Source organism: Cupriavidus sp. FW305-3-2-15-C-LB2, assembly GCF_058787575.1.
Window position 1 is genome coordinate 194,032 of the sequence record NZ_JBYSZW010000003.1, and the last position, 26,698, is coordinate 220,729.

General features: G+C 60.9%; 22 protein-coding genes. 15 read left to right on the plus strand and 7 right to left on the minus strand.

Translation table 11 applies throughout. The features are described from left to right. Positions 1 to 336: 336 nt before the first annotated feature. From AC3WRR_RS04500 to AC3WRR_RS04515, 4 genes are all read left to right on the plus strand, one after another. Positions 337 to 1,131, plus strand: a complete 795-nt coding sequence (locus AC3WRR_RS04500; protein WP_256333795.1) for a class II aldolase/adducin family protein — start codon at positions 337 to 339, stop codon at positions 1,129 to 1,131. 154 nt (positions 1,132 to 1,285) lie between these two features. After that, positions 1,286 to 2,740 (plus strand): MFS transporter, encoded by a 1,455-nt coding sequence (locus tag AC3WRR_RS04505; protein ID WP_070940824.1) that lies wholly within the window; start codon positions 1,286 to 1,288, stop codon positions 2,738 to 2,740. Between the two features lie 385 nt (positions 2,741 to 3,125). Further along, positions 3,126 to 4,253 (plus strand): alkene reductase, encoded by a 1,128-nt coding sequence (locus AC3WRR_RS04510; RefSeq protein WP_058697563.1) that lies wholly within the window; start codon positions 3,126 to 3,128, stop codon positions 4,251 to 4,253. A 44-nt stretch (positions 4,254 to 4,297) separates the two neighbouring features. Then, positions 4,298 to 4,675: a cupin domain-containing protein gene (locus AC3WRR_RS04515; RefSeq protein ID WP_058697564.1), complete on the plus strand. Its 378-nt coding sequence runs from the start codon at positions 4,298 to 4,300 to the stop codon at positions 4,673 to 4,675. A 92-nt stretch (positions 4,676 to 4,767) separates the two neighbouring features. On the opposite strand, the gene AC3WRR_RS04520 is transcribed toward AC3WRR_RS04515, so the two are convergent. Beyond that, positions 4,768 to 5,841: a zinc-binding dehydrogenase gene (locus AC3WRR_RS04520; protein ID WP_058697565.1), complete on the minus strand. Its 1,074-nt coding sequence runs from the start codon at positions 5,839 to 5,841 to the stop codon at positions 4,768 to 4,770. Between the two features lie 799 nt (positions 5,842 to 6,640). Here AC3WRR_RS04520 and AC3WRR_RS04525 point away from each other — a divergent pair. Further along, positions 6,641 to 8,089, plus strand: coding sequence for a catalase (locus AC3WRR_RS04525; protein WP_058697566.1), 1,449 nt, complete (start codon positions 6,641 to 6,643; stop codon positions 8,087 to 8,089). A gap of 95 nt (positions 8,090 to 8,184) precedes the next feature. Continuing rightward, positions 8,185 to 8,670 (plus strand): ankyrin repeat domain-containing protein, encoded by a 486-nt coding sequence (locus AC3WRR_RS04530; protein ID WP_199414554.1) that lies wholly within the window; start codon positions 8,185 to 8,187, stop codon positions 8,668 to 8,670. A gap of 367 nt (positions 8,671 to 9,037) precedes the next feature. Here the strand turns inward: AC3WRR_RS04530 and AC3WRR_RS04535 are convergent, their stop codons facing one another. From AC3WRR_RS04535 to AC3WRR_RS04550, 4 genes are all read right to left on the minus strand, one after another. Next, positions 9,038 to 10,024 (minus strand): LLM class flavin-dependent oxidoreductase, encoded by a 987-nt coding sequence (locus AC3WRR_RS04535; RefSeq protein WP_058697567.1) that lies wholly within the window; start codon positions 10,022 to 10,024, stop codon positions 9,038 to 9,040. Between the two features lie 96 nt (positions 10,025 to 10,120). After that, entirely contained in the window at positions 10,121 to 11,254 is a 1,134-nt protein-coding gene (locus tag AC3WRR_RS04540; protein WP_058697568.1) for an alkene reductase, read from the minus strand. Between the two features lie 50 nt (positions 11,255 to 11,304). After that, complete coding sequence (locus tag AC3WRR_RS04545) at positions 11,305 to 12,327, minus strand: LLM class oxidoreductase (RefSeq protein WP_058697569.1); 1,023 nt, start codon at positions 12,325 to 12,327, stop codon at positions 11,305 to 11,307. Between the two features lie 153 nt (positions 12,328 to 12,480). Continuing rightward, on the minus strand, positions 12,481 to 13,410 hold the full coding sequence (locus AC3WRR_RS04550) for a LysR family transcriptional regulator (protein WP_058697570.1): 930 nt from the start codon (positions 13,408 to 13,410) through the stop codon (positions 12,481 to 12,483). Positions 13,411 to 13,610: 200 nt separating this feature from the next. On the opposite strand from AC3WRR_RS04550, the gene AC3WRR_RS04555 reads away from it, so the two are divergent. From AC3WRR_RS04555 to AC3WRR_RS04580, 6 genes are all read left to right on the plus strand, one after another. Beyond that, positions 13,611 to 14,588, plus strand: coding sequence for an LLM class oxidoreductase (locus AC3WRR_RS04555; protein ID WP_058697571.1), 978 nt, complete (start codon positions 13,611 to 13,613; stop codon positions 14,586 to 14,588). Between the two features lie 12 nt (positions 14,589 to 14,600). After that, positions 14,601 to 15,533, plus strand: a complete 933-nt coding sequence (locus AC3WRR_RS04560; RefSeq protein ID WP_081050243.1) for a nuclear transport factor 2 family protein — start codon at positions 14,601 to 14,603, stop codon at positions 15,531 to 15,533. Positions 15,534 to 15,680: 147 nt separating this feature from the next. Then, positions 15,681 to 16,625 (plus strand): TIGR03571 family LLM class oxidoreductase, encoded by a 945-nt coding sequence (locus AC3WRR_RS04565; RefSeq protein ID WP_058697573.1) that lies wholly within the window; start codon positions 15,681 to 15,683, stop codon positions 16,623 to 16,625. A gap of 596 nt (positions 16,626 to 17,221) precedes the next feature. Then, positions 17,222 to 18,319 carry an alkene reductase gene (locus AC3WRR_RS04570; protein WP_058697574.1) on the plus strand — a complete coding sequence of 366 codons (1,098 nt, stop codon included), beginning with the start codon at positions 17,222 to 17,224 and terminating at the stop codon, positions 18,317 to 18,319. A 77-nt stretch (positions 18,320 to 18,396) separates the two neighbouring features. Next, positions 18,397 to 18,624: a hypothetical protein gene (locus AC3WRR_RS04575; RefSeq protein ID WP_143010701.1), complete on the plus strand. Its 228-nt coding sequence runs from the start codon at positions 18,397 to 18,399 to the stop codon at positions 18,622 to 18,624. 71 nt (positions 18,625 to 18,695) lie between these two features. Further along, positions 18,696 to 19,382, plus strand: a complete 687-nt coding sequence (locus tag AC3WRR_RS04580; RefSeq protein ID WP_058697575.1) for a gamma-glutamylcyclotransferase — start codon at positions 18,696 to 18,698, stop codon at positions 19,380 to 19,382. Between the two features lie 568 nt (positions 19,383 to 19,950). Here the strand turns inward: AC3WRR_RS04580 and AC3WRR_RS04585 are convergent. Beyond that, a complete protein-coding gene (locus AC3WRR_RS04585) occupies positions 19,951 to 21,912 on the minus strand; it encodes a sigma-54-dependent Fis family transcriptional regulator (RefSeq protein WP_058697576.1) in 1,962 nt (653 codons plus the stop codon). An 86-nt stretch (positions 21,913 to 21,998) separates the two neighbouring features. Further along, entirely contained in the window at positions 21,999 to 22,280 is a 282-nt protein-coding gene (locus AC3WRR_RS04590) for a hypothetical protein (protein WP_147316203.1), read from the minus strand. A 373-nt stretch (positions 22,281 to 22,653) separates the two neighbouring features. Between AC3WRR_RS04590 and AC3WRR_RS04595 the strand changes: the two genes are divergently transcribed. The 3 genes from AC3WRR_RS04595 (at position 22,654) to AC3WRR_RS04605 (ending at position 26,690) form a co-directional block, all read left to right on the plus strand. Beyond that, entirely contained in the window at positions 22,654 to 23,568 is a 915-nt protein-coding gene (locus tag AC3WRR_RS04595) for an alpha/beta hydrolase (protein ID WP_058697577.1), read from the plus strand. After that, positions 23,569 to 25,275: a flavin-containing monooxygenase gene (locus AC3WRR_RS04600; RefSeq protein WP_199414555.1), complete on the plus strand. Its 1,707-nt coding sequence runs from the start codon at positions 23,569 to 23,571 to the stop codon at positions 25,273 to 25,275. A 260-nt stretch (positions 25,276 to 25,535) separates the two neighbouring features. Next, the gene (locus AC3WRR_RS04605) at positions 25,536 to 26,690 is read left to right on the plus strand and encodes an iron-containing alcohol dehydrogenase (protein ID WP_116318645.1); all 1,155 of its coding nucleotides are present in this window, start codon (positions 25,536 to 25,538) and stop codon (positions 26,688 to 26,690) included. Positions 26,691 to 26,698 lie beyond the last annotated feature (8 nt).

The following is a 26,698-nucleotide window of genomic DNA, read 5'->3' on the forward strand; positions in this document are numbered from 1 at the left end:
TCCAGGAGGATGTCCCCCAGAGGCGTGGCCAAGTCCGCGCTGTGCTTTACGACAACATTCCTGCAACTCGAGATTTCCTACACGGCGTATCCGATTCGCTTCTGATAAGTGAATGAGGCCGAGGGTGCTGCGGGCGTATGCCGTGTCGTCGCGACGAACATGTCGAAGACAAAGTGTCTCTCGCGCGGGCATTTCGCTGCGCGCTGCCAACGGCTGTTCCAGTTGGTCTTATGCAAACGCTTAATTGCGCCGTGGCATCGGGGTCCGTTGTTCTGCTGCTGGCATAGGCCTTGCTGATTGGCTCGGGCCCGATAGGCCAACAACAACAGACAGGAGATACCCATGCGTTCGAACTACAGCGATGCCGAGTGGAAGACGCGCTGCGAACTCGCAGCGCTCTATCGAATCCTAGCCCATCACAGAATGACGGATCACATCTATACGCACATCAGCGCGCGGGTGCCCGGCACGGATGAACATCATTTCCTGATCAATCCGTATGGCCTGATGTTCCATGAAATCACGGCTTCCAGTCTGGTCAAGATCGATATGCATGGCCGGATCCTGGAGAGCGGAAGCAAGGGACCGCAGCGGGTGAATACCGCGGGCTTCATGATTCATTCCGCAGTCCACATGGCCCGCCATGATATTTCCTGTGTCGTGCATACCCATACCGCCGCAGGTATCGCAGTATCCGCACAGGAACAGGGGTTGTTGCCCATTAGTCAGCACGCGCTCAAGTTCTACGAGCGAATCTCTTACCATGAGTATGAAGGAATCGCGTCAGACGAAGCGGAGCGGGCCAGGCTGGTAGCTGACCTTGGAAACAACAAGGCAATGGTCCTGCGCAACCATGGACTGCTGGCGGCGGGAACCACGGTCGCGGAGGCGTTTATTGTCATCTACTATCTGGAGCGTGCATGTCAGGCGCAAGTGGCGGCACTTGCCGGCGGCTCCAGGCTGACATATCCGCCTGTCGCGGTGAGGCAGCACACCGCGCAGCAGTTTGCAGAACTCGATATTGCCGACAACCTCGCCATCGATACCGGTGGCCTGCAAAGCTACCATCAGGTCGGCTTTGACGCAGCGATCAGATTGATCAAGGACGACGCTCCGAGATACGACAGCTGACGCCTGGCGTCGCGCAGCGCCGGGCCTCTCCGGCTTCCGAAAGTCTGTACGAAAGGTGTATCGCCCCGAATTGCGAAAGCGAGCAAGGCAGGCGGTCAACCGCGCACGCCTGCTCGCCTGGTACAACGCATAACTATATAAGGATGGAAGAGACATGACCCCAGTCGATCAGCGCTGTATGCGCAAGATCCTCATCCGGTTCCTCCCCTTGTTGCTGATCTGCTATGTGGTTGCGCACCTGGATCGCGTCAATGTCGGCTACGCGGCATTGACGATGAACCACGATATCGGCTTGACGACGGCGGCCTTCGGGCTGGGTGCGGGCCTGTTCTTCATTACGTACTTTGCTTTCGAGATTCCGTCCAACCTGGCCCTGGAGCGGTTCGGCGCGAGACGCTGGATTGCCCGCATCATGCTCACCTGGGGACTGCTGTCCGGTGCCACGGCATTCGTGCAGGGCGAGACGGGCTTCTACGTGGTCCGCCTGCTGCTTGGTGCGGCGGAAGCCGGGTTTTTCCCAGGCATCCTCATTTTTCTGACGCTATGGGTGCCGGGCAAATGGCGGGCAACCTTCGTCGGCAGCTTTATGGTGGCGATTCCGCTGGCAAGCGTGGTCGGTGCGCCGGTCTCCGCCTTTCTGATCAACAGCCCTGGACTCTGGGGGCTGAAAAGCTGGCAGACGATGTTCCTGATCGAAGCCGTGCCCGCGATCTTCCTCGCCTTCGTTGTGCTAAGGGTGTTGCGTGACACGCCGGACCAAGCTGAATGGCTGGATCCCGAAGAGAAGCGGTGGTTGCAGCAGGCACTGGCCGCAGAACGGCAGCAGGCGAGTGGAGGGCAGAAGGAGACGCTGGTCGATATCCTGAAGAATCCACGGGTCTGGTTGCTCGCCTTTGTCTACTTCGGCATCACGGGATTTTCTTATGGCATGGCCTTCTTCCTGCCCCTGATCTTGAAAGATGCAAATCTGTCCGTGATGCAGACCGGCGTGGCTACGGCGTTGCCGTTTGCCGTCGGAGCCATTGGCATGGTGGTCTGGGGCAGGCGCTCCGATCGGTTGGGGGAACGCCGGCAGCATGTCCTCATCCCGTTGATGATTGCCGTGGTGGGTCTTGCTGCGTCCACGATGGCGCCGTCTCCCTGGCTCAAGATCGTCCTCATCAGCGTTTCGGCCTTCGGGGTCATGGCGGCACTGCCGGTGTTCTGGACGTTGCCGCCACTGCTGTTCGGCGCCTCGATCGGGGCGGGAGGCATTGCGATGATCAATTCGCTTGGCAACATCTCCGGCTTCGCGCACTCGCTGCTTATGGGAGTCATCAGGGATAAGACGGGAAGCTACACATATGGCCTGATTCTCATCTCGGTGGTCGGTGCCTGTGGCTTCATCGTGTTGATGGTATTGACCCGGAAGCTGTCTGGCCGACCGGGGAACAGTCTCTCCCTGACACCACAGCGACAACCGACAGGTTGCGGGAGTCATACGGACTTCGTAACCACAGGAAGCCGCGCTAGCGCAGCCTATGGCGGGCCCGCCTCCTCCTTCGGCAGGGGCCGTTCGTCGACGCATGTAAAGGAAAGAGGGGAAGCGGATTCACATGCTGCTTCATGATCCATCGGGGCGCGCTCCGCGGCGCTACGCGTAAGGAAGCAGCGGCCACCAGCCCATCTTGCGCGCGCTGCCCATTCTCCAGGCGTGCCGCGGACAGGGTTTTCTGAGCCTGGCGGCACGTCTTTGCGGGAGAACAGGGTGGGGCATGTGTGCCGCCCGGGCTGACTTGAGCCAGACGTTGCGCCGCGCGCAACGCAGACTTGCGCTACGAACCCATTCTCAGCGAAGGGCGGCTTGCCTACGCTTCAAGGCACCGGAGCCCTGTCGGGCCAATTGCTCGCAGGACATCGAAGCTCCGCGCGTATCGTTCGCCGCCTCACCATCACCGGGAGCTCGCGGCGCAACAGGATCGAAAGCACTTCTCCACGCATCAGGAAGTCCATCCATGACTACTCATCTCTTCCGTCCGATCTCGGTCGGTCCGCTGTCCCTGCCGCATCGCGTGGCGATGGCGCCACTTACCCGTTCGCGTGCGGGCCAGCCCGGCAACATACCGACCGACATGAACACGACGTACTACCGGCAGCGTGCATCGGCGGCGTTGATCATCTCGGAAGCGACCCAGATTTCGCCGCAAGGTCAGGGCTACGCCTGGACACCCGGTATCCATACCGAGGCGCAGATCGATGGCTGGCGGGCCGTGGCCGATGCCGTTCACGCTGAAGGGGGCAGGATGTTCCTGCAGCTGTGGCACGTGGGCCGGGTTTCGCACCCCATGTTCCAGCCCGGCAACGCGTTGCCGGTCGCCCCCAGCGCCTTGCCTGTTCCTGGCAAGACCTTCGTAACCGATGCGGACGGCAATGGCATCTGGGCCGAAATACCGGTGCCGCAAGCCCTGACGGCGGCGGGGATTGCAGACATCGTGGCGGACTACCGCCAGGCTGCACGCAATGCCATATCTGCGGGGATGGACGGCGTGGAAATCCATGCAGGCAACGGCTACTTGCTCGACCAGTTCATCAATTCCGCCAGTAACCATCGGCAGGACAACTATGGCGGCAGCATCGAGAACCGCGCGCGCTTCCTGCTCGAGGTGGTTGACGCGGTCAGTGCGGAGATTGGTGCCGAGCGCGTGGCCGTACGCCTGACGCCAATGGGTCGCTTCATGGGCATGGGCGATGCGACGCCGGAGGACACCTTCGGCTACATCGTCGGGCGCCTCAACGACTGGCCGCTCGCCTACCTGCACCTCGTGGAGCCCGCCATCGTCGGCACTGTGCGGGATGAGCAGGTTGATCCTCGCTGGGACGCCATCATCCGACAGTTGCGCAAGACCTATCAGGGGGTGTTGATGCTGGCGGGCGGCTATGACGGTGAGAGCGCCGAACGAGCCGTCGCGGATGGCCGTGCCGACATCATTGCGTTCGGTCGTCCGTTCATCGGCAACCCCGACCTGCCTGAACGGCTGCGTGGCGACCATCCGCTGAATACGCCCGACCCTGCCGCTTTCTTCGGTGGCGGCGCGGAGGGCTACGTGGATTATCCCGAACTGGACCAAAGTCAGGCGGCGTGAATACCCCTGCCTTTCCGGTACACGACCCAATAAATAGCTGACATATGAACATGCCAATCAAATCAGTGGACACCAACAGAGTGCCCTGGGAGTTCCTTGAAATTCCTGAGTTAGGCGCAAAGCTGCCGGTCAAGACCTGCCATGTCGACGATGAAACCGGCGTCTCCATTTCCAAGATCTGCTACAAGGCAGGCTTCATTAATCGGTCTCACTGGCACAATTGCTCTCATGGTATCTACGTTCTGGACGGGATCCTGAAGACGCATGCCGGAGAGTTCGGCCCGGGGAGCTTTGTGTGGTTCCAGGAGGGCACCACCATGTTCCATGGAGCGACCGAGGACAATGACGTGACGTTCCTGTTCATTACCAACAAGGCTTTCGATATCCACTACGAACATATCGAAGGCGCCAGAGCCGGGTAGTTCAGCATAGTAGTGCTTCTCGCCAATGAGAAACCCGCCAGCCGGCGGGTTTCTCATTCTTGCGTGGCACTTGCTGGAAGGGGCCTTGCCCGTCAGGGCTTCAGTGCTAGTTTCACGACTCCATCGCGCTGATGACCGAATAGTTCGTATGCCGCAACGACGTCATCGAGCGAGTAGGTGTGCGTGACGAGATGATCGAGCTTGATACGCTGACTCGATACCACATTCAGCAGCCGCCGCATGCGTTCCTTGCCGCCTGGGCAGGTGGAAGTCACAATGCGTTTGTTCGCAAGGCCGGCCCCGAACCCGTCGAGCGGGATGGGGATGCTCTTGGAATAGATGCCGACGCTTGAGATCGTTCCGCCCGGGCGTGTCACGTTGACGCAGGTAGCGATCGTCTCATCCCTGCCCAGGCATTCGAGCGCGACATCCGCGCCCACGCCTTGCGTAAGCTTCATCACTTCCTCGACGACATCGCACTTCGTTGGATTGAGCAGGACATCTGCACCCATTGTCTTGGCCTTCTGCAGGCGGTCCTCGACCGGATCGACTGCGATGATCAGGCCGGCGCCCATCAGCCGCGCACCGCTTGTCGCGCACAGTCCGATAGGCCCTTGCGCCACCACGACCACAACGTCGCCGATCTTGACACCGGCAGATTCGGCAGCGGAAAAGCCGGTACTGACGATATCCGGCACCAGTAGCACGTCCTCGTCGGTGAGGTTGTCGGGGATCACGGTCAGGTTGGCTTGCGCGTCCGGTACAACAAAGTATTCCGCCTGGCAGCCATCGAGGTAGTTGCCGATCTTCCAGCCCCCCGCGACTTTCCAGCCGCTGGCGGAATTGCTGCCGCACTGGGAATGGAACCCCATCAGGCATGACGAGCACTGGCCACACGGGGTGACCGCCGCGCACAGCACGCGCTGGCCCTCATGATAGCCCTTCACTTGCGAGCCGAGTTTCTCGATGATTCCGATCGGCTCGTGCCCCAGCGTCAGGCCCTTCTCGACGGGATACTCGCCTTTCAGGATATGGATGTCGGTACCACAAATGGTTGTAGTGGTAATGCGGATCAGCGCATCGGTCGGACCGACGTCGGGAATGGGTTTGTCCTCCAGTGCGATACGGCCAGGCTCTACGAACACAGTTGCTTTCATGGTTGCCATGCGGGTCTCCTGTTGGCGGGGCATTCTGATCGCACTACGGGCCAGGGCAGCCCGTCGTACGATCGGCGTCTCCAGCGGCAATCAGCATGCCTCTGAGTCAATGACGCTTGATAGTTATCGATCGACCACTTATCGAGCGAGCGCCAACCATCCTGGTTCCTGGTTCGTTCTTGCCAGCAATGGTTTCAGGTGGGGAATGATCATGGTGCTGTCCGGGCAGGTCCCGTTCAGCGGCTCTCGCCAATGCAAGATGGTGATCGATGGATAAATTGTAGAATGCGCTTTCGAGGCAGGGTAGCTCTGTGGGCTAGTGGTTTACCCCTTTGGGTCGGCGTAATCATGGCGTTGGTACCTACAGTACTTCGACGATCTTAGGGGGCTGCACCGTGCCACCGATCATGCGGATGCACTCCAGGATTGAAAACTGGAGCCGTGCAATACATGTCGTCGGCTACTACAGTTTGTCCACAACGAATACACCGAGATCGTGACAACACGGAGAGCTCAAAAGCTATGCGCGGACGCTCCTCGTCCGTATCGCATCTTTTATCTCGTGCCATCAACATTGATACCGCGCTCGATGGAGTTGGACTATTCTAGTCACGGCCGCTCATACATTGCTATCAGCGCTTCGGGCGGTATCACTGTACCGTTAGCGTCTAACGTACTGATTTTCAGGCGGAGGAGTTCTTGTGGCTGCGGTTCGACTAAATAGGGAGCACTCTGCCCGCATTCAGCACGCCCACAAACATCCGGCGCGAGCCAATGAGGTCGCGCCATGCACCAAAGGAACCCCAACATGAAGAAGCTCACGACCGCATTTGGCGCTCCTGTCGCCGACAATCAAAATATCCAGACTGCCGGTGCGCGCGGACCTGCACTGCTACAGGATGTCTGGCTCTTGGAGAAACTGGCGCACTTCGACCGCGAGGTCATCCCCGAGCGCCGCATGCACGCAAAAGGCTCCGGCGCCTACGGCACATTCACGGTTACGAAAGACATCGCCAAGTACACGCGTGCCGACCTGTTCTCGGAAATCGGCAAGAAGACGGAAGTGTTTGTGCGCTTCTCGTCAGTGGCCGGCGAGCGTGGTGCGGCCGATGCCGAGCGGGACATCCGCGGCTTTGCGATCAAGTTCTACACGGAAGAAGGCAACTGGGACCTGGTGGGCAACAACACGCCAGTGTTCTTCCTCCGCGATCCGCTCAAGTTCCCCGATCTGAACCACGCCGTGAAGCGCGACCCGCGTACCGGCTTGCGAAGCGCCGAGAACAACTGGGACTTCTGGACCAGCCTGCCCGAAGCGCTGCACCAGATCACCATTGTCATGAGCGACCGCGGCATCCCGCGCAGTTGGCGTCATATGCACGTCTTCGGCAGCCACACGTACAGCTTCATTAGTCAGGACATGCAGCGCTACTGGGTAAAGTTTCACTTCGTGACCCAGCAGGGCATCCAGAACCTGACCGACGCCGAGGCTGCCGAAGTCACGGGGCAGGATCGCGAGTATCACCAGCGTGACCTGTACGAAGCCATCGACCGTGGCGATTTCCCGCGCTGGAAGCTCTGCGTGCAGATCATGCCCGAGGCCGATGCCAGCAAGGTGCCGTACAACCCATTCGACTTGACCAAGATCTGGCCGAAGAAGGACTATCCGCTGATCGAAGTTGGCATGCTGGAGCTCAATCGCAATCCGGACAACCACTTCGCCGAAGTCGAGCAAGCATCGTTTGCACCGTCGACAATTGTTCCTGGCATCGGCTTCTCTCCGGACAAGATGCTGCAGGGCCGTCTGTTCTCGTATGGCGACGCCGCGCGCTATCGTCTGGGTGTCAACCACCATCTGATCCCGGTGAATTCGCCGAAGGCCGCGAAGTATGTCAACAGCTATCACCGGGATGGCCGGATGCGCACGGACAACAACCAGGGTGGCACCATCGCGTATGAGCCAAATACGAAGGGCGAGTGGGCTGACCAGCCCGACTTCCTCGAGCCGCCGCTGACGCTGGAAGGCGCGGCCGACCACTGGAACCATCGCGCGGACGACGACTACTTCTCTCAGCCGGGGGCGCTGTTCCGCCTGATGTCGCCAGCGCAGCAGCAGTCACTGTTCGACAACACGTCTCGTTCGATCAAGGGTGTATCGAAGCACATTCAGCAACGCCACATCGACCACTGCACGGCCGCCGACCCGGCCTACGGTGCCGGCGTAGCTGCGGCGATTGAACGTATCGAAAGCCAAAGGTAAGAACGGCCCTGCGTCTGACCTGTACAGCTCTCTCCCGCCTTGCGGGGGAGAGAACAAGGATAATGACCCAAGCTATATCAGACTGGAAACGGAACATGACGCCTGAGGAAGAGGCTCGCGTGGTCGCCGCGCTGGCCGAGGTTTTCAACCTGGTGCGCCAAGGGGATGCGGGTTCGCTTGCTGCCCTGATTGCGCGCGGCTTGTCGCCGGACCTGCGCAACGAGAAGGGCGACAGCCTTGTGATGCTGGCCGCCTACCACGGACAGGTGGACACCCTGCGCACTTTGCTTGATGCCGGAGCCTCGCCTGACATGTGTAACGCGGCTGGCCAGACACCAATTGCCGGAGCGGCCTACAAGGGCTTCAAGGACGTAATTGAAGTACTGCTGGCGTATGGCGCCGACGTCGAAGGCGCGTCGCCAGACGGCCGCACTGCGCTAATGGTCGCCGCGATGTTCGACAGGACTGAAATCGTAGATCTACTAGTCTCAAGCGGCGCCAACCTCGGCGCGCGCGACAATTGGGGCATGACCGCCGCCGATGCAGCCGCCTTCATGGGAGGCCGGCACCGCGGTCATTGATACGCTGGCCGCGTCGCCTCTTAGCGATGCCGCTGAACGTGAGCCAATTTACCCCAATACCGACGCTAAAGTGGTATTGACGATTCGAGAGTTCGAGCAGTCTCTGATTCAGGAGATCGGAAAATTTACCGTCATGCCACCCACCGAGGTCTACAGGGGGACAATGGCGGGTAGCCACGCTACAGGTTCCCTTTACAAGTCACCCTCTGACGCCTTGTGTGCATTGTGCAGTCTCTGCGAAGGAAGTGCGGGACGATCCAATCCGATGGGTTTGCGCTGTTCCCTCTCCGCTACTGGCATCCGCTCTTTGCAGCTTGGCAAGTTGCAAAGCGTCAGGTCCTACGCGGCTGAGGAGGTCGCCCATGGACTAGCGGCTGAGGAGGTCGCCCATGGACTCCGCGGCATACTGGTGCGAGCGCATCCGCGCCTGCGGGTCGTAGATGCGGCAGTCGATCATCAGCTCGTCGGCACCGGTCTGGTCAACGATCTTCTCAATCCACGCGCCGACGGTCGGCTTGTCGCCGGCCACGGTGCAGGCCATGACCTGGTCCAGGACTTCGCGCTCGTGATCGGGCAAGCGCCGCACGTAGTCCTCCACGGGCTTGGGCAACAGGCCAAGGCGCCCCATGTGCAGGTTCAGCATCCATTGTTGGTGCGAACTCGCCAGGTACTCCGCTTCCTCGTTTGTCTCAGCCGCGAATATATTCACGCCGACCATGACGTACGGCGTGGCGAGTTGCTGCGAGGGCCGGAAGTTGTTGCGGTAGTGGGTGATCGCCTGGTGCAGGTAACGCGGCGCGAAGTGCGAAGCAAATGCATAGGGCAGGCCGAGCTTTGCCGCAAGATCGGCACCGTACATGCTGGAGCCGAGAATCCAGAGCGGTACGTCATGCCGTTCCGGAACCGCGCGCACCGGCTGCTTGCCGTTGTCGGCCAGATAGTCCATCAACTCGACGACATCCTGCGCAAAGTCGCGTTCCCTGGCGCCGCGTCGCAACGCCTGAACCGTCGGGCCGCCGCTGCCTGGCGCGCGTCCGAGGCCAAGATCGATTCGACCTGGATATAGCGCTTCCAGGGTGCCGAACTGCTCGGCGACAACCAGCGGTGCATGGTTGGGCAGCATGACGCCACCGGACCCGACACGGATGGACGACGTGGCCGAGGCGATATCGCTGATGATCAGCGAGGTGGCGGCCGAGCCAATGCCTGGCATATTGTGATGCTCCGCGACCCAGTAGCGACGGAAGCCATGCTGCTCGACATGCCGGGCCAGCTGGCGCGACTCATCCACGGCCTCGGCAAGACTCTTGTCTTGTCCGATCATTACCAGATCCAGGACGGACAGGGCGGTCATAGGAACTCCATTGAGAGGTTGCAAGGGGCAGGGCAGCGGCCCACGCCCCTGGTTTTGGTGAGCAAGTCTGAGGCGGCGCTATGCCTTGTCCGCCTGTCATGCCTGGCGGTGGCTGGCCTGTCTTTCATGGGTCGGCTCGTTTGCCGGTGCTCTGGCCGGATCGTAAGCCGGGTAGTCGATGTACCCACGGGCGCCGCCACCATAGAAGGCCTCACGCCCGGCTTCCGCCAATGGCCAATCGTTGCGCAAGCGCTCCACCAGGTCCGGATTCGAGATAAACGGCCGGCCGAACACAATCACATCGGCCTGCCCTGCGTCCAGGGCCTCTCGGGCGCTTTCCGAATTGAAACCGCCTGCCAGCATTAGCGTGCCCTGGTAGGCCTTGCGGAAAGCCTGCTGGAATGCGGGCGATTCGAGGTGACTCGCGTGCATGTAAGCCAGGCTGCGGCGGGACAATGCCTCGGCCAAAGCGAGCCAGGTCGCTTCCTCTTCTTCGAACGCATGCAGGTCGTTAAGCCGGGCCTGCGGCGACACGCGCACGCCCACGCGCGCATTGCCAATCTCACCGGCGACCGCATCGACGGTCTCCAGCAGGAGGCGCAGCCGGTTGTCGATGGACGCGCCCCCATATTGGTCGGTGCGGGTGTTCAGGCCGGCATTGATGAACTGCTCGAACAGGAACCCGTTACCCGCATGGATTTCGACGCCGTCAAAGCCAGCGGCCATGGCGTTGCGTGCGGCGTTGCGAAAGTCCTCGATCACGCCGCGGATGCCGGCCAGGTCCAGGGCCGCCGGCGCGCTGACCTGCACCTGGGCCGGCTGACCGTTGGTGTCGTAGGCGAGTACCTGGGTATCGGCTGCCGTTACCGCCACCGAAGAGACCGGTGCATTGCCGTCCGCTTGTAGCGAAACATGCGAGACCCGCCCGACATGCCAGAGCTGGATGAAGATCCGGCCGCCGGCGCGATGCACTGCGTCGGTGGTGCGCTGCCATCCTGCGATTTGCTGGGGCGTGTGGATCCCTGGCGTGTACAGGTAGCCGCGGCCCTGAGCCGAGACCTGGGCGCTTTCGGTGATGATCAGGCCGGCGCTGGCACGCTGGGCGTAATACGTGGCCATATCCGTCGGCGGGACGGTGTCGACTGCCCGGGCGCGTGTCATCGGCGCCATGACGACGCGATTTGGCAACTGCAGGCCGGCAAGGTCATAAGGATCGAAGAGGGATGTCATGGCAAGGGCTCCGGGTAGCAGGTGCGAGTATTGGCGTGCGTGCTGCCGGTTCACGGATGCGAAGGGAAGTGTGGCAACACGTACTCCGCCAGTTCGTCCAGGATCTCGCCATAGGGCTGGCGGCTGACCTTCGGATTGAGGGCAACGTGGGAAATGCCGGCTGCCTGAGCCAGTTCCAGATAGTCACGCAGCCCGTTGCGTCCGGCGCGGAAACCGCCAGGGAAGCGCTGGAACGGCACATCCGGGTCTTCGGCCAGGTCGAGGTAGCCTCCCAGCCCCAAAGGCTTGAAGGCTTGCTCACCCGCCGCAGCGTGCACGTGCTTGCGCCACTCTTCGCCGAGCTGTGCCAGCCCGTACGGAGCGGGCGCTCCTCCCAGGAATCCGTCCAGGTTATGCGCCAGCCATTCCATGCTTTGCTGTGCCTGGCCCACGGCGATGGCGGGAACTCGCCCGAACGGCGCCTTGGGAACCAGGTCGAGGGCGCCAGGCGATCCTCCGAAGCGTGCAGACTGAAAGCTCGGAAAGCTTTCTTCAGACAGCGTCCGGAAGACGCCATAGGCGTCGCGATAGCGCTCGCCGCGGCTCTCGTAGTCGATGCCGAACATCGGGTAATCGCTATAGCGGTCGCCTGAGGACAGCCCGAGCACCAGCCTGCCACCACTGAGTTGGTCCAGCGACGTCGCCTGCTTGGCCAGGTTCATCGGCTCGCGCGTTGGAAGCACGATGCCAGTGGTACCCAGGGCAATTCGTTCGGTCGCAGCAGCCAGGTACGAGATGTAGACCATTGGCTCGAAAATCTGTGCCACATCGCCGTAATTCGGATCGAAGAAGGGTACGTCGCGCATCCAAAGTGCGCCGAAACCCAGCTGCTCGGCGCGCTGGGCCATCTGCACGTGGCCGCGCATGGTCGGCGCGGGCCGTCCCGGATGGGTTTCGAGCGGGAGGATCAGCCCGATGGTCAGGGCACCTGGCTGGAACAGGCGCTGGAAGCCCGGATGCTGTTGCAGGGCCGGGTGCGGGCTCGGCAGCTCGGCAGGCAACGCCTTTGGGGTGGCAGAGGCTGGGACAGTCATGGCAGAGGACCACTGGGGATTGGGATGTCGTAAGTCTCATTGAATCCCGTGTGGAGATAAACCGCTTTGCGAGACCGGCACTCGGTCCTCATGGGCCCCAATCCCACCCCCCAACACTCTCCTGCAGCCCGCTGTTCAGCAAAGTGGCGCGAGTCAGGTATTGGCCTGTGTACCAGGCTCCCATGGCACACCAGCTTCCCACCGTGCCACCAGCAGGTCGATGAACGCCCGGATGCGCGGCGACAGGTGGCGCTTGCTGGGATAAACGACCCGGATGGGGTCAGGCGTTGTGCGATACGCGCCAAGCACTTCCACCAGCGTGCCCGCGCGAACGTCGGCGCCCGTGAGATAGGACGGCAGGCAGACCAGGCCGAAGCCAGCCAGCGCCGCTTCGCGCATCGCCTCCGAACTGTCGATGCTCAGGCGTCCCGGGCCATCAAACAGATAGTGGCCTTCAGGCGTGTCAAAGCGCCACGGACGTGGCCGCTCCGCGCTCTGGAAGACAATGGTGTCGTGACCGGCCAGGTCCTGCGGAACTTGTGGCACCCCACGCCGGGCTAGATACTCCGGTGAGGCGCACGTGAGGAACTGCTGCTCGGCAATCGTGCGAGTGAGGATCTGCGAGTCATCCTTCGGGATGCCGATACGGATGGCAATGTCGAAGCCTTCTTCGATGAGGTCCACGAAGCGGTCGGTGAACGAGATATCCGCACGCAGCTCGGGCCACTGCTTCAGGTAGGCATCAAGGACCGGCAGGATGTGGCGCTGTCCGAAGGACAAGGGTGCCGTCAGCTTGAGGGTGCCGGTTGGCCTGCCGCGGCGCAGTGCCATGGTGGCATCCACCTCCTCGAGGTCTTCCAGGATCTGGCGCCAGCGTTCATATACCACCAGGCCCTCGTCAGTCAGGCTCAGCTTGCGCGTGGTGCGGTTGAGCAGGCGCACGCCCAGTCGCCCCTCCAGGCGCACGATGCTCTTGCCAATGGCTGAACGGGTGAGGCTGAGCGAATCGGCGGCGGCGGTAAAGCTGCCAGCCTTTACTGCCGCCACGAACGCGGCGATGTCGCCGAATCGGTTGGGCTCCATGGTGTTGTGTCCTCACACCCACAGCGGGGCATCAGCGTTCCCTGACACGGGAATCCAAATCCCCAATCATCGCCTTATCCTTGCTACCTGTCCACAAGGCAGAGCAATGCGGGCTAATGCGGCGGGCCGAGTTGCTACCAAGGCATTGGGTCAACGCAGACCTCGGAGCGTGCCGCTCGCCGTTTAGCGGAGTCATCACTATGAATAACCCTTCAATCGGTCCAGTGCCTGCGGAATTGCAGGCCCACCCCGGATACCGCCGGGTCTTCCAGCCTGGCCGGCTGACGTTTGGCTTCATCATGCCCCTGGAGGGCTATCCATCGTCGCCGTTCCCCACTCTGCAAGACCATCAGCGCCTGGCCACGATGGCTGACGAGGCGGGATTTTCTGCGCTATGGATGCGCGATGTTCCCTTCTACGACCCCAACTTCGGGGATACCGGGCAGATGCTGGACCCGATGGTGTATCTGGGCTTTCTCGCTGCTCACACCAAAAAGATCGCGCTGGGCACAGCCGGCATCATCCTGACGCTGCGCGACCCGCTCATCGTCGCCAAACAAGCCGCATCCGCTGATCAGCTGCTGCAAGGCCGCTTGCTGCTGGGGCTTTCAACTGGTGACCGCGCCATCGAATATCCGGCGTTCGGGGCGGACTACGAGAGCCGCGGGGACCGCTTCCGCGAAGCCTTCGGTCTGATCAAGACGGTTACGGAGCAGTCCTTTCCGCGCGCGGCCACTAGCTACTACGGCACCTTCCGCGGCGAGATCGATCTGATTCCGAAGCCGGTGGGTGGGCGCATGCCCATGCTGGTGATCGGCCGGGCCCGCCAGGATCTCGGCTGGATCGCCAGGCACAGCGATGGCTGGATCTGGCACCTGAGCGACCTCGACCGGATGCCGCAGCTATTGGAAAGCTGGCGGGCCAGCCATGAGGAGGGGTGGCTGCGGCCATACGGCTATGCCGCGTTCTTCGACCTGTCCGAGAACCCCAACGCCCCGTTGCAGTACGTCGGCAACGGCATCCGCGCCGGCCGCAACGCTTTGATCGCCCTGTGGCGAAGGCAGCAGGCTCAGGGCGTCAGCCACGTCGCGCTTAACCTCAAGCCCTTGCGCCGGCCCGCGGCAGAGGTGCTGGAGGAACTGGCGGAATTTGTCCTGCCCCACTTCCGGGCCGACTGAATGGAGAAATCAATGTCGTCCACTGTTACACGTCATCAACTTCTGGATCTGCTTGCTGCCTTCTGCGATACGTGGGCCGGAAGACCGTCGATGCCTGCGGAAGATCTGCTGGCCGATGCAGTCGAGCTGTTCAGCAGCCACCGTGGCCATTTCCGGGGAGCCCATGATGTCCTTGGGGCGCTGGCCAGCGACTTCCCAGGCCTGGAGGCCGTGCATATCGCCGCGACCAATCGTGTTCCTCGGGCATATGGGAGCGAGAGCATGGTCAGCGCCTATTTTCATGGCGAGGCGCGGCAATCTGCCGGCAACGCTGAAGCGGTAGCGTTCGGCGGCGTGGTGATCCTGTCTTTCGAGAGCCAGGGAAGCCGTGCGCGCATACGCGAAATCAGGATCCAGCTCCATTGGGTCCATGGCGAGTCGGCCAGGCTGACGGGCTGGCAGCTGCCGCCGACCGACAGGGCATGGCAGCCCGGCGATCCGCCTGCCGTCGTCGTCAGCGAGCTGGATGCACCGTGGCATCGAATCCCGGTGTCGGAATTGGCCACCAGCAACGAGGAGGCGGCCGCCGAGGCTTGGTTCCGCTATGCCTGGGCCCTGGATCAAGCCGATTTCGTGTTGTTCGGTCAATGCTTCAGCGAGGATGCCGAGGCTGAACTGACGCCCATGGGACATCTGAAAGGGCGCCGCGAGTTGATGGCAACGCTCAAGGCGTTCCGCCTGCCGTGGCCGTGGATGCAGCATTATGGTGAGCCGCTGCAGGTCGAGATCCAGTCCGACGGGAGCAGCGCGGCGCTCCTGTTGGGACGCGTTATGCCCGGGCGGACGACAACGCCGGAGAACAAACCGCTCTACGGCGCGCACTATCGCATACAGCTGATCAAGGACGATGGCGAGACATGGCGGATTGGCCAGATGGCATACGTGCCGGGCTGGTTCAGCGTCTGATTTGGACACGTGCAACGGCGGGAGCGCCTCGCGTACAGATATTGTCCAGGTGCGCGAATCACACCTATGCTTCACCGAGTCTCCGGTTGTCGAGCGTAGCGCCAAAATCGGGGGCACCGAAAGCCACGTCACGATCGGGAACGAGCCATGGACCTACTCAATCACGCTTATGAGCGCACCCTTGCCGCCGGGCAATTGACCGTAGGCTTGATGACCCCGCTCGGGCGCAAGCCCGGTGAGATGGCCGACATCGAGTCTGAGCTGCGCCTGGCCGCACGCGCCGACGCCCTCCAGTTCGCTGCGCTTTGGGCCCGCGACGTACCTCTGATGATCCCGCAAGGATCCACCATGGAAGCCGCGGCGCTGGATGACCCGTTCGTGTGGTTGTCATTCCTTGCCGGGGTAACCCGTTCGATTGCACTCGGTACGGCCGCAGCGGTGCTTCCACTGCGACACCCGATCCACCTGGCGAAGTCCGCCCTGTCGCTGGACCGGCTGTCGCAGGGCCGCTTTATCCTGGGCTTAGGCTCCGGTGACAGGGAGGCCGAATTTGCGGCGTTTGGCCTCGACCCTGAACAAAGGGCAGAAGCGTTCCGGACGCGATGGGCGATCGTCAGGGCGGCGCTGTCGCCTTCGCAGGCCGATCGTGCCGCCTTGCTGAGCGCCACCGATGGCTACGATCTTGCTGTGCCGCCGGCTGCTCGCGTGCCGATGATGGCGGTGGGTTCAGCCCGGCAAACCTTGCAATGGATCGCAGCCCATGCAGACGCATGGGCCACGTACCACAGAGAGGAAGTTCGCCAGCAGGGGCGCATTGGCCTCTGGCAATCCGCGCTACGAGAACGGTCCCCTGGTATGCCAAAGCCGTTCGTTCAGTCCATACACCTGGACCTGGTCGACGACCCTTCGACCGAGGCAGTACCTATCGAACTGGGCCTGCGAACTGGCCGCTGGGCATTGATCGATTATCTGAAGCGACTGGAGGCCAATGGTGTCGCCCACGCCATGCTGCATCTCGCCCCCGGTCCGCGGCCTCTTTTGGGCGTTGTGGAAGAACTTGGTATGGCTGTTCTTCCGGCTTTGCGCCAGTGAATTGTTTCTGCCGGTCCGACTTTACCAGGCCTTCTTCACACCAGGCGATCCTCATCACTCGATTGCCGATGAGGATTCCCCAGTCGGTCATGTGCGTGCCTTTCGTCAGGCAGCCTTGCGGTTTCGCTCTTCGCTTCAGCGTATCGGCAACGATTCACAGCGGCGCCTCGATCAGGTCTAAACACCCCACCAAGTTCAAACACGAATGCTTGGACGCGCCTGCCAAGTGGAACCTGGTGCGCGCTAAACGGTGTGGAAGGGTCATAGTTCCGGAACGCAAACCAGCTGCCGATTAGGGATCCATTGTCCCGTATTCCGGGACACCATCCCTCTATATCACCAACATCAGATCCCTGACACTGCAGTCATTCAACAGCGGGGTTGGTGGGCAGCATTGAATAGCTGACTACCGCACCATCAACCGACGCACCGAGATGTCGTCCGGCCCAGGCAAGGCGGCATAAGGAGCGGAAGCCAGCCGAGTATGGCTACCCGTTGCACCACGCTCGCCTTTATCGAGGCGTTTCGTTTTCAGGCAGCGAACAGGGTATTCCTTTCGCGCCGAACACCCCGTGTCTTTTCAGGAGAAAGCGCACATGCCAAACCTATTTGATTCCTACCAACTCGGCGCGATCCCGCTCGCCAACCGTGTCGTGATGGCGCCGCTGACCCGCTCCAGAGCGGATGCAAACGATGTCCCTTCCGCATTGATGGAGCAGTACTACGTTCAGCGCGCCGGTGCAGGGCTGTTGATCTCCGAAGCGATCAATGTGACCCGCAACTCCCAGTCCTTCGAGGGATCGCCTGGCCTGTACAGCCCGGAGCAGACCGAAGCGTGGCGGCGCATCGTGGAAAGCCTGCATCTGGCGGGCGGGCGCATCGTAGCGCAACTTTGGCACACCGGTCGAGCGAGCTCTTTCGCGATCCTGAACGGGAATGCGCCGGTTTCTCCCTCGGCTGTCAACGATGACCTGCACCAGCTTCATGTCTGGGGAAAACTGCAGAACGGCGTATACACCAGGATCCATGCCACCCCATCGCGCGCAATGAGTACGCAGGAGGTGAAGGCCGCCATTCAGGAATATCGGTATGCTGCCGCCAATGCGCGCACTGCCGGCTTCGATGGTGTCGAAGTCCATGCGGCCAACGGCTATCTGCCACATCAGTTCTTGTCCGCAACGACCAACCAACGGGACGACGAATACGGAGGCTCCGTCGAAAATCGTGCCCGCTTCTTGCGCGAGATTATCGAGCAGGTTTCGCGAGTGATGCCGATAGATCGGATCGGGGTGAGAATCTCCCCATTCGCGGCATACAACAATGTGCGTGACCTCGATCCAGTGGGCACGTACCAATATGTCGCAGCCATGCTTCAGGATCTTGGCGTGGCTTACGTTCACATCGCGGATACCAATGGCTGGTTCGACCGTCCAGACTTGCCCAATATCCTCGAGATCGTGCGGCCAGCGTACTCCGGCTCGCTGATTGTCAACGGCGGTATCAGTCCGGAAAAGGCAAAGCAACTGGTGAGCGAAGGCACGACAGACCTGGTTGCATTCGGCCGTGCGTTCATCGCCAACCCGGACCTGGTGTCGCGACTGAAGCACGACATTCCGCTTGCACAATCCAGCCCGGAAGACTGGTATGGCGGTTCCGCCAAAGGCTACACCGACTACCCGGCGCATGCTGCCTGATGCAATGATCCTCCGTTCAACAGGAAAGGAGGAACACCTCATCGACCTGGTACCGGGAGCAATCGAGATTAATGATCATGAATTTTAGCAACCTGAAGAAATTTTCAAAGACCGCTGTTCTCGCTGTAGTTGGCGCACTCGCAATTGCCAATTTTAGTGTTGTGGTTTTAGAGCGCATTGAAGTGGCCGCCGTCGGCAGTCTGCCATCCATGAATTCAACGACAATGATTGCCGGAATGGACCGAACAGGGCCTTCGGAGCCGCCAAAGAGAACAGGCGAACACGAGCGCAATCGAGTGGCGTAACGGTTAATACTTGCCTCCTTCGTCTGCATTGAATGGCGTGATTCAGTGCAGACTTGGGCAGGAATCCAATCATGCTGACAAGAGAGCTGATTAGCACAGGTGCTTACCTGGAATCGTTTCAGGATCTGCCGGAGCAATTCCGCTGGTCCCGGGAGCGCATCGAAACCTCAATGCGCGAAACCCTGGCGCGACGTCCGCAACCTGAGGAACCGGTCTGGGTGTTCGCATACGGCTCGCTGATCTGGAATCCACTATTCCACTTTGCCGAGAAGCAACGGGCGACGCTGCATGGCTGGCACCGTAGCTTCTGCATTCGCCTCGTCACGGCACGCGGAACCAGCACGCACCCTGGTCGCATGCTGGGGCTCGAGCTGGCCGGAGAGTCGGTTGGTGTGGCGTTCAGGCTGAGAGAGGATGAATTGGTTCACGAACTCATGATGGTGTGGGTGCGAGAAATGGTGGGCGGTGTTTATCAGCCGACGTGGGGGGAGGTCAAGCTGGCCGATGGCAAGACCGTGAGCGCTATCACGTTTGTCGCCGATACGGCGCACGCCTTGTACGAGGATGATTCGTCGATCGCGACAACCGCTCCGATGATTGCGACCGCAAATGGGCATCTTGGAAGCAATCGCGACTATTTGCTGCAGCTCGACGAATCCCTAGTTGAGCACGACATTTCCGACGACTACGTTAAAAGTCTTGCCGAGGCGGTTCGTGTACACCGGACTTCGGGCGGTTCCTCTTCACCGAAAAGCTAACCAGGGCATGGTCACCGGCATTGGCTTGGCAAGCCAGAGGACATCCGTGCGATAGTCTGCCGATTAAGCCAGTTTGTCATACGCACGCATTACGGAAGTGCGTATGTGGACGCCTCCCGGGTTGCAAGCGGCTTGACATGGTGGTCAGCGGATCCGAACGTGAGGCTGGTGTTTCAGATCGAGCCCTGTGCAATCCATGGTGGTGATGCACCAGCGCCTTGATTGCCGGCATTCATGATCAAGTTCCGTGCCGTCGTCGCTTGAGACGGTGCTTGCAGGTATTCCCGGGGAAATTGGGTCTAATTGCTGTGTTGAAGCAGGCTTGCACCCTGTCCGGGCGAGATGCGCCGGACAAATCCGACCGATCGATGAGACCCCGCTGTCCTTCGAATGTCTTCCGTGACAGGCGAGCCTGCGTGAGAGAGCCGAACAGCTTTAAGGGAAAGGGGTGCACGCCGCAATCACGCGAAGATGTGCCGCGCGAGTTGGCTTGGCGAGGGGAAAGGAAGATGCGTCTCAACGGTCTGCAAGCCTGACCTTGGGGTGATATGGACGCATGCAGTACGAATTAATCGTCCTGGCCCGACGTGTACTGACCCGGATCGATATTGAGCTCGGCGAATTTTCGGTAGAGCGTGGAACGTGCGATGCCGAGCGCCTTGGCAGCGTAGTTGGCCTTCCGGTACTTGCGCAGCATCCCGATGATCAGTTGACGCTCATAATCCTGCATGGAAGACAGGTTGTCCGTTGGTGGCGGTTTCGGGCCGGCTTCTAGCCTCTCGGTTTGCTGAGGTGGTTGCGTGACTTCAGGCGGCAGGCAGGAAATATCGATGGGCCCTTCAGAACACAGCAGCGCCGCCTCGATGACATTGCGCACCTCGCGGGCGTTGCCTGGCCAAGTGTAGCGTTCGAGTGCCGCGCGGGCTTCTGGCGTGATGTCGACGGCAGCGATCCTGTGCTTCTCGCGCATGGCGCCGACAAACTGTTCGATCAAAGGGGGGATATCGCAAGGGCGCGCCCTCAGTGGCTTGACGGTCTTCTGCACGATCTTCAGGCGAAAGTAGAGGTCCTGGCGGAATTGTCCCTCGGCGACCAACTGCTCCAGATTCCGGTGGGTAGCCGCGATGATCCGACACTGTGCGCGCTGCGATTCGCACGAACCGACCCGTTGGTACGAGCCATCTTCCAATACCCGAAGCAGGCCGGCCTGCATTGCCAGCGGCAGTTCGCCGACCTCATCAAGAAACAGGGTGCCACCCCTCGCTGATTCGAAGTATCCGGCGCGGCCGCGTGGATCGGCGCCGGAAAACGCGCCTCTCACGTAGCCAAAAAACGTACTTTCCATCAACTCCGCGCTGATGGCGCCGCAATTGACTGGCAGATAGGGCTCATTGGAGCGGTGACTGCACGCGTGCAGATGTCTCGCCAGCAATTCCTTGCCGGTGCCGGTTTCGCCAATGATCAGCACATTGACGTCCGTCGTTGCCACGCGCTGGAGTTCGTCCAGCATGCGCCGGGTTTCCGGGTCGCGGGTCAGGAACTGGCCGAACCGCCTGACGGGATCCGCATCGCTTTGCGGAAAGGGCGCGCGTTCGGAAGTAGGCAAGCGGATTTGCGGCTCGCTGGCCAGCAGGATAATCGCGCCAATTCTCTCGCCGGATTCAGGCGAAGAAACGTCGATCGTTTGCCTGACCGGCGTGACCTGCAGCGATCCCGCCCCCCAGGCTGCGACGATCTTGCTGCAGCGATCGGTTGGCGAGTGAGCAACCACGCGTCCGACGTGATCCAGCGCTAACATTTCGTCGTGAGGGTAGCGGCGCGCCGTTTCGCCGAACGCTGAGATCAGCCGGCTACGCTCCAGTTCCCTGTACATGACCATGCGCGCTTGAATCGAGTTGGCCATCGACACAGTCAATGCCAATGCCTGGTCGCGGAAGGCGGATTCTTCAATAGTGAAGTCAACGACACCAAGGACGGTGCGCCCGTCAATGTCGAATATCGGCGCCGCGGCGCACGACCACGAATGCCAGCCTTCGCAAAAATGTTCCGTGGCAAAGACATGGACTGGCTGCCCCGTGGCAAGCGCGGTGCCCATTCCGTTCGTGCCTGCGGAAGCCTCGTTCCATTTGGAGCCCTCCACAATGCCCGAGCGAGTGGCAGCCTGTTCGCGGATCCTGGGAGCGCCCGTGATATGCAGGACACATCCCGTGGCTTCAGTAAGGATGATCAGGCCGGGAATCTCATCGAGAAAATGCCCTACATCCTGGATGACTGGCACAGAGGCGTTCAGCAGGCGCTGGCCCGACTGGAGACGCTGCCGGAACTCTTCCTCGTTGAGTCGCTGGGCTACCGTTAACGCAACGTCGACGCCGAGCGTGGTGCAGCGTTGCCATTCGTTGAGCAGAAACTGCTGGTAGGGCGGCCGCCGGTCGCTGATATCGATCAGCCCTGCATTGAAGCGTTCCCACAGGCTTCGCACGCCACGGGCATCTTTGTCGAAGCCGAAGTAGGGGCTTTGGTTTGAAGTCACCGCTTGTCTCCTTCTGGCTGCACAGTCTGAAGTGCGAGACCAGTTACCGGGCCTTTCCAGGCAGCCTTTTCTTTATCTTTAGATCATTACACAACTCCGTTTGGGAAGAAAGGGGGACGATTCGCCAGGCTTTGTCGCAGCCGGGTGAAGCTGCGGGCAAACTCGTGTGCACCACCACATCGTCCAGCGAGTACTTGTGCGTGACGAGGCAAGGAAGCCAGATGCGCTGGCTGAAAACGACATTGCGCATTCGGCACATGCGCTCCTAGCCGCCCGGGCACGACGACCGGGCCAGCGCCTTGCTTCGGCTCCATGACGTCGCGCACCACATTGCGTTTCGTCGGATCCAGCACGAAATCGGCACCCATCGACTTCTCGTTTCCAGGCGGGCGTCCACACGATCCACTGCGATGAGGCCTGCAACCTGCGGTCGTGCGCCAGCCATGCCGCTAGCAAGTCCACTCGCTCCAAAGCCGGCGTGTCCTGTCCCAAGACTCGCGAGACATTTTTGTCCGACCGGCCTCGGACAGATGCGGCACGTCCACTTGAAATCAGCGCATTTTCACAGGGAAAACCCTTGCTTTCTGTGCCAAAACCGGGTGGCACAGAACTTGATCTATGAGGTTTGCCCGTGATGTCGCATCTACAGGTAACACCAATGCATCTGGGGGCGGCGGTTCGCGACGCGCCGACCCGATGCAAAGGGAACTGACTACTACTCACAAGACTGAAAGGAGACGTATGGCTAGCGTTGAATCTGAAGCGCTCAAGACCTTGTATGCAGGTTGGGTCAAGACAATGAGCGAGAAGCCCGACATGTCGCTGGAAGAAGTGCGACAACTGTTCTCCCATTGGGGCGATGTCACCGCCGAACCTGGTGGTGTCGACTACATCGAAGTCAATGCCGCAGGCGTGCCGGCAATGTGGGCCATTCCCAAAGGGTGCGATCCGGACCGCGCACTGCTCTGCTCGCACGGAGGTGGCTATGTCGTCGGATCGATGTACACGCACAGGAAGATGTTCGCCCACATTGCCAAGGCCGTAGGCTGCCGGGCGCTGATTGTCGACTATGGCCGGGCTCCGGAGAATCCGCACCCGGGTCCGGTCAATGACATGACGACAGCTTATGAATGGCTCCTGAAGGATCAGGGCCTGAAGCCCCGGCATATTGCATTGGTGGGGGATTCGGCAGGCGGCGCACTTGCGTTGACAACCATTGCGTCAGCACGTGCGCGCGATCTTCCGCTGCCGGCGGCCACCATGCCGATTTCGCCGTGGGCGGGCTGGGATATCTCCGGGAAAACCTACGAGACCAACGCACATCGGGATGCCTTTGTGTCGAAGGACACCACGGAGTTTCTGGGGCCGCTGTTCATCGGTCCGGAGGGAGACCGCTACGACCCGTTGGCGAACCCGCTCTACACCGACTACAGCGGATATCCCCCGATCTACCTGACGGTGGGTAATGCGGAGACGCTGCTCGATGACAGCATTCGCATCGTCGAGAAGGCAAAGCAGGCCGGTGTCGAGGTGAAGTTCGATTGCTACGACGATATGCAGCACGTCTTCCAGTTCCTGGCCGGCGTGGCGCCCGAAGCGGATGACGTCATCCAGAGGATGGCGCAGTGGGTGCGCCCCCGCATCGGATTGGCATGAATGGATAACGCCAACCACGAACTTTCGACAATCGCCTTATACGAAGATTTCATCATGAACAGCGCTATTTCCTCAGCAACGACTCCTTCCGCCAGTCATGCAGCGGGCGACCACTATGACGTCCTGATCGTGGGCGCAGGCTTCTCGGGCGTCTACCAGCTCTACAACCTTCGCAAGCGCGGCTTCAAGGTGCGCCTGCTTGAAGCCGCGCCGGACATCGGTGGGATCTGGTACTGGAACTGCTACCCGGGCGCCCGGGTGGACACTCAGGTCCCGATCTACGAATTTTCCGATGAGACCCTGTGGAAGGACTGGACCTGGAAGGAACTCTTCCCGGGTTGGGAAGAGCTGCGCGAGTACTTCCACTATGTCGATTCCAAATGGCATGTGCGCAAGGACATGCAATTCAACGCGCGCGTGGCATCTGCAAACTTTGATGAGGCAAAGAAGCAGTGGACGCTGGAGACGACCGGCGGCGAGCAGTTCCAGGGCCGCTATGTGATCCTGTGCACGGGCTTTGCCGCGAAGCCGTATATTCCGAAGATCGATGGTCTGGAGTCCTTTTCCGGTCCGAAGCCGCATACCGGCGTCTGGCCGCAGGAGGGGCTGGACTTCAAGGGCAAGCGCGTGGGTGTCATCGGTACCGGTGCTAGTGCGGTGCAGGTTATTCAGGAGGCGGCCAAGACAGCATCCCACCTGACCGTCTTCCAGCGCACCATGAACATGGCATTGCCGATGGGGCCTCGCCAAACCAATTCCGAGATGCAAGCGAGGATGAAGGAAGCCTATCCCGAACGATATGCCTTGCGTCGACGGACATTCGCCGGATTCGATATGGACTTCCTGCCTGTAGGCGCCATGGAAGTGTCGCCGGAGGAGCGTCAGGCAACCTATGAGGCGGTCTGGGCGAAAGCGGGATTCCACCCATGGTTGGCGACGTTCAACGACGTGCTGTCAAACAAGGAGGCCAACGACACGGCGTACGCCTTCTGGCGGGACAAGACGCGTGCGCGCATCAACGACCCGGAAATCGCCAGTAAGATGGCTCCCGACACCGCACCCTATCCATTTGGCACCAAGCGGCCGTGCCTGGAAAACGGCTACTACGAGGTCTTCAACCAGACTAACGTCACACTGGTGGACATTCGCGAGAACCCCATCCACCACGTCACACCGACGGCGGTGGTCATGAACGACGGGGCGGAGCACGAGCTCGATATTCTTGTCCTCGGCACCGGCTTCGATGCGGTCACCGGCGGCATCCTGAGCATCGATATTCGCGGCACCGATGGTTCGACGCTCAATGATCGCTGGAAAGACGGCATTCGCGCTAACCTGGGCCTGGCAACCGCTGGTTTCCCGAACCTGCTTTTCGTGTATGGCCCCCATGCTCCCACAGGCTTCCTGAACGGGCCGACCGCTGCCGAAATACAGGGCGATGTGGTCATTCAGTGTCTCGAGCACCTGCGGGACAACGGATACCAGCGCATCGAGTCGACGACGGAAGCCGACGAATCCTGGGCCGAGCACGTGAATGACGTGGCATCCAAGTCGCTGTTCGTCCAGACCGACTCGTGGTACATGGGCGCCAACATTCCTGGCAAGAAGCGCGAGATGCTCAACTACCCGGGTGGCCTGCCTTTGTATCTGGAGAAGTGCGAAGAGAACGCCCGGAACGGCTATGAAGGCTTTGTGCTGTCGAGCTGAGCCGGCCAGGTAAGTCGGCAAGTCTGCCTGGCGTGAGCAGCGCCAGGTCAATCCGCTTTGCCCCGCGGGCGGTGCTGTCTGGTCTTGATCAGACGGCACCGCATTCACGTGGCACATCACCCTGCGGTCGCATCTCACCATGCATTGCGCCAGTCGGAATGCCGCCTTCGCATGCGGCGCTTGACGCAGAACATGGCGGGCGCATGTTGGCTTACCGAAGCCGTTGAGGGTCCACTGAGATGCCGAGGAGAAACCCAAACATGAGTCAATTTGATTTCCACACCACCCCAAAGATTACGTGTCAGCGCGGCGCAATCCGTCATCTTGGCACATTGGCCCGCGAACACGGAATGCGGCACGCCTTCCTGGTCACGGACGGCGGACTACATAAGGCCGGTCTGACGACATCGGCTATCGAGGCACTACGAGACGCGTCAGTGGAGGTCACGGTATACGCTGATGTGCTGGCCGATCCGCCAGAGGCCACCATCATTAATGCCGCCGACAGCGCGAGGCAGGCCGGCGCCGATGGCGTGATCGGCTTCGGTGGGGGCAGTTCGCTCGATACGGCCAAGCTGGTGGCCTTGCTCGCCCGTACCCCTCAGGCGATGGACGAGATCTACGGTGTGGGTCTGGCGCGCGGGCCCCGGCTGCCGCTGATCCAGATCCCGACCACGGCGGGCACTGGTTCCGAAGTTACGCCGATTTCCGTGGTGACTACACCCACGCATGAGAAGAAGCCGATTGTCGCAGGGCTGCTCCTGCCGGATCTCGCGCTGCTCGATTGCGAATTGACCGTCGGCTTGCCACCGGCGGTGACGGCCATGACCGGCGTGGATGCCATGGTTCATGCCATCGAGACCCTCACCACGCATCTGAAGAAGAACCCGTTGTCGGATGCGCTGGCGATAGAGGCGTTGAAGATGCTCTACCGCAATCTTCCGCTGGCGATCCACGACGGCAAGAACCTCGATGTTCGGGAACAAATGTTGCTCGGCTCCCTTTTTGCCGGCATGGCCTTCGCCAATTCCTCCGTCGGTGCCGTCCATGCACTAGCTTATCCGCTCGGGGTTCACTACCACGTGCCGCACGGGCTCTCCAACTCGCTAATGCTGCCCCATGTGCTGCGATTCAATCTCGAATCGGCAAGCGCCATCTACGCGCGGATGGGACGCGCATTGCTGCCGGAACTCGAATCGACCACCGACACCTACGCTGCGAGAAACTTTGTCGACGCCATCTGCAAACTGGTCTCCGACATGCCGTATGCGCACAGCCTGCGCGAGGTGAAGGTAAGGGGGGAGGACATCCCGATGCTGGCCCGGGACGTGATGAATATTCGGCGCCTACTGGTCCACAATCCCCGCGAGATCGAATACGACCAGGCGCTGGCCCTGTACGAGGCAGCCTACTGAATCACTGA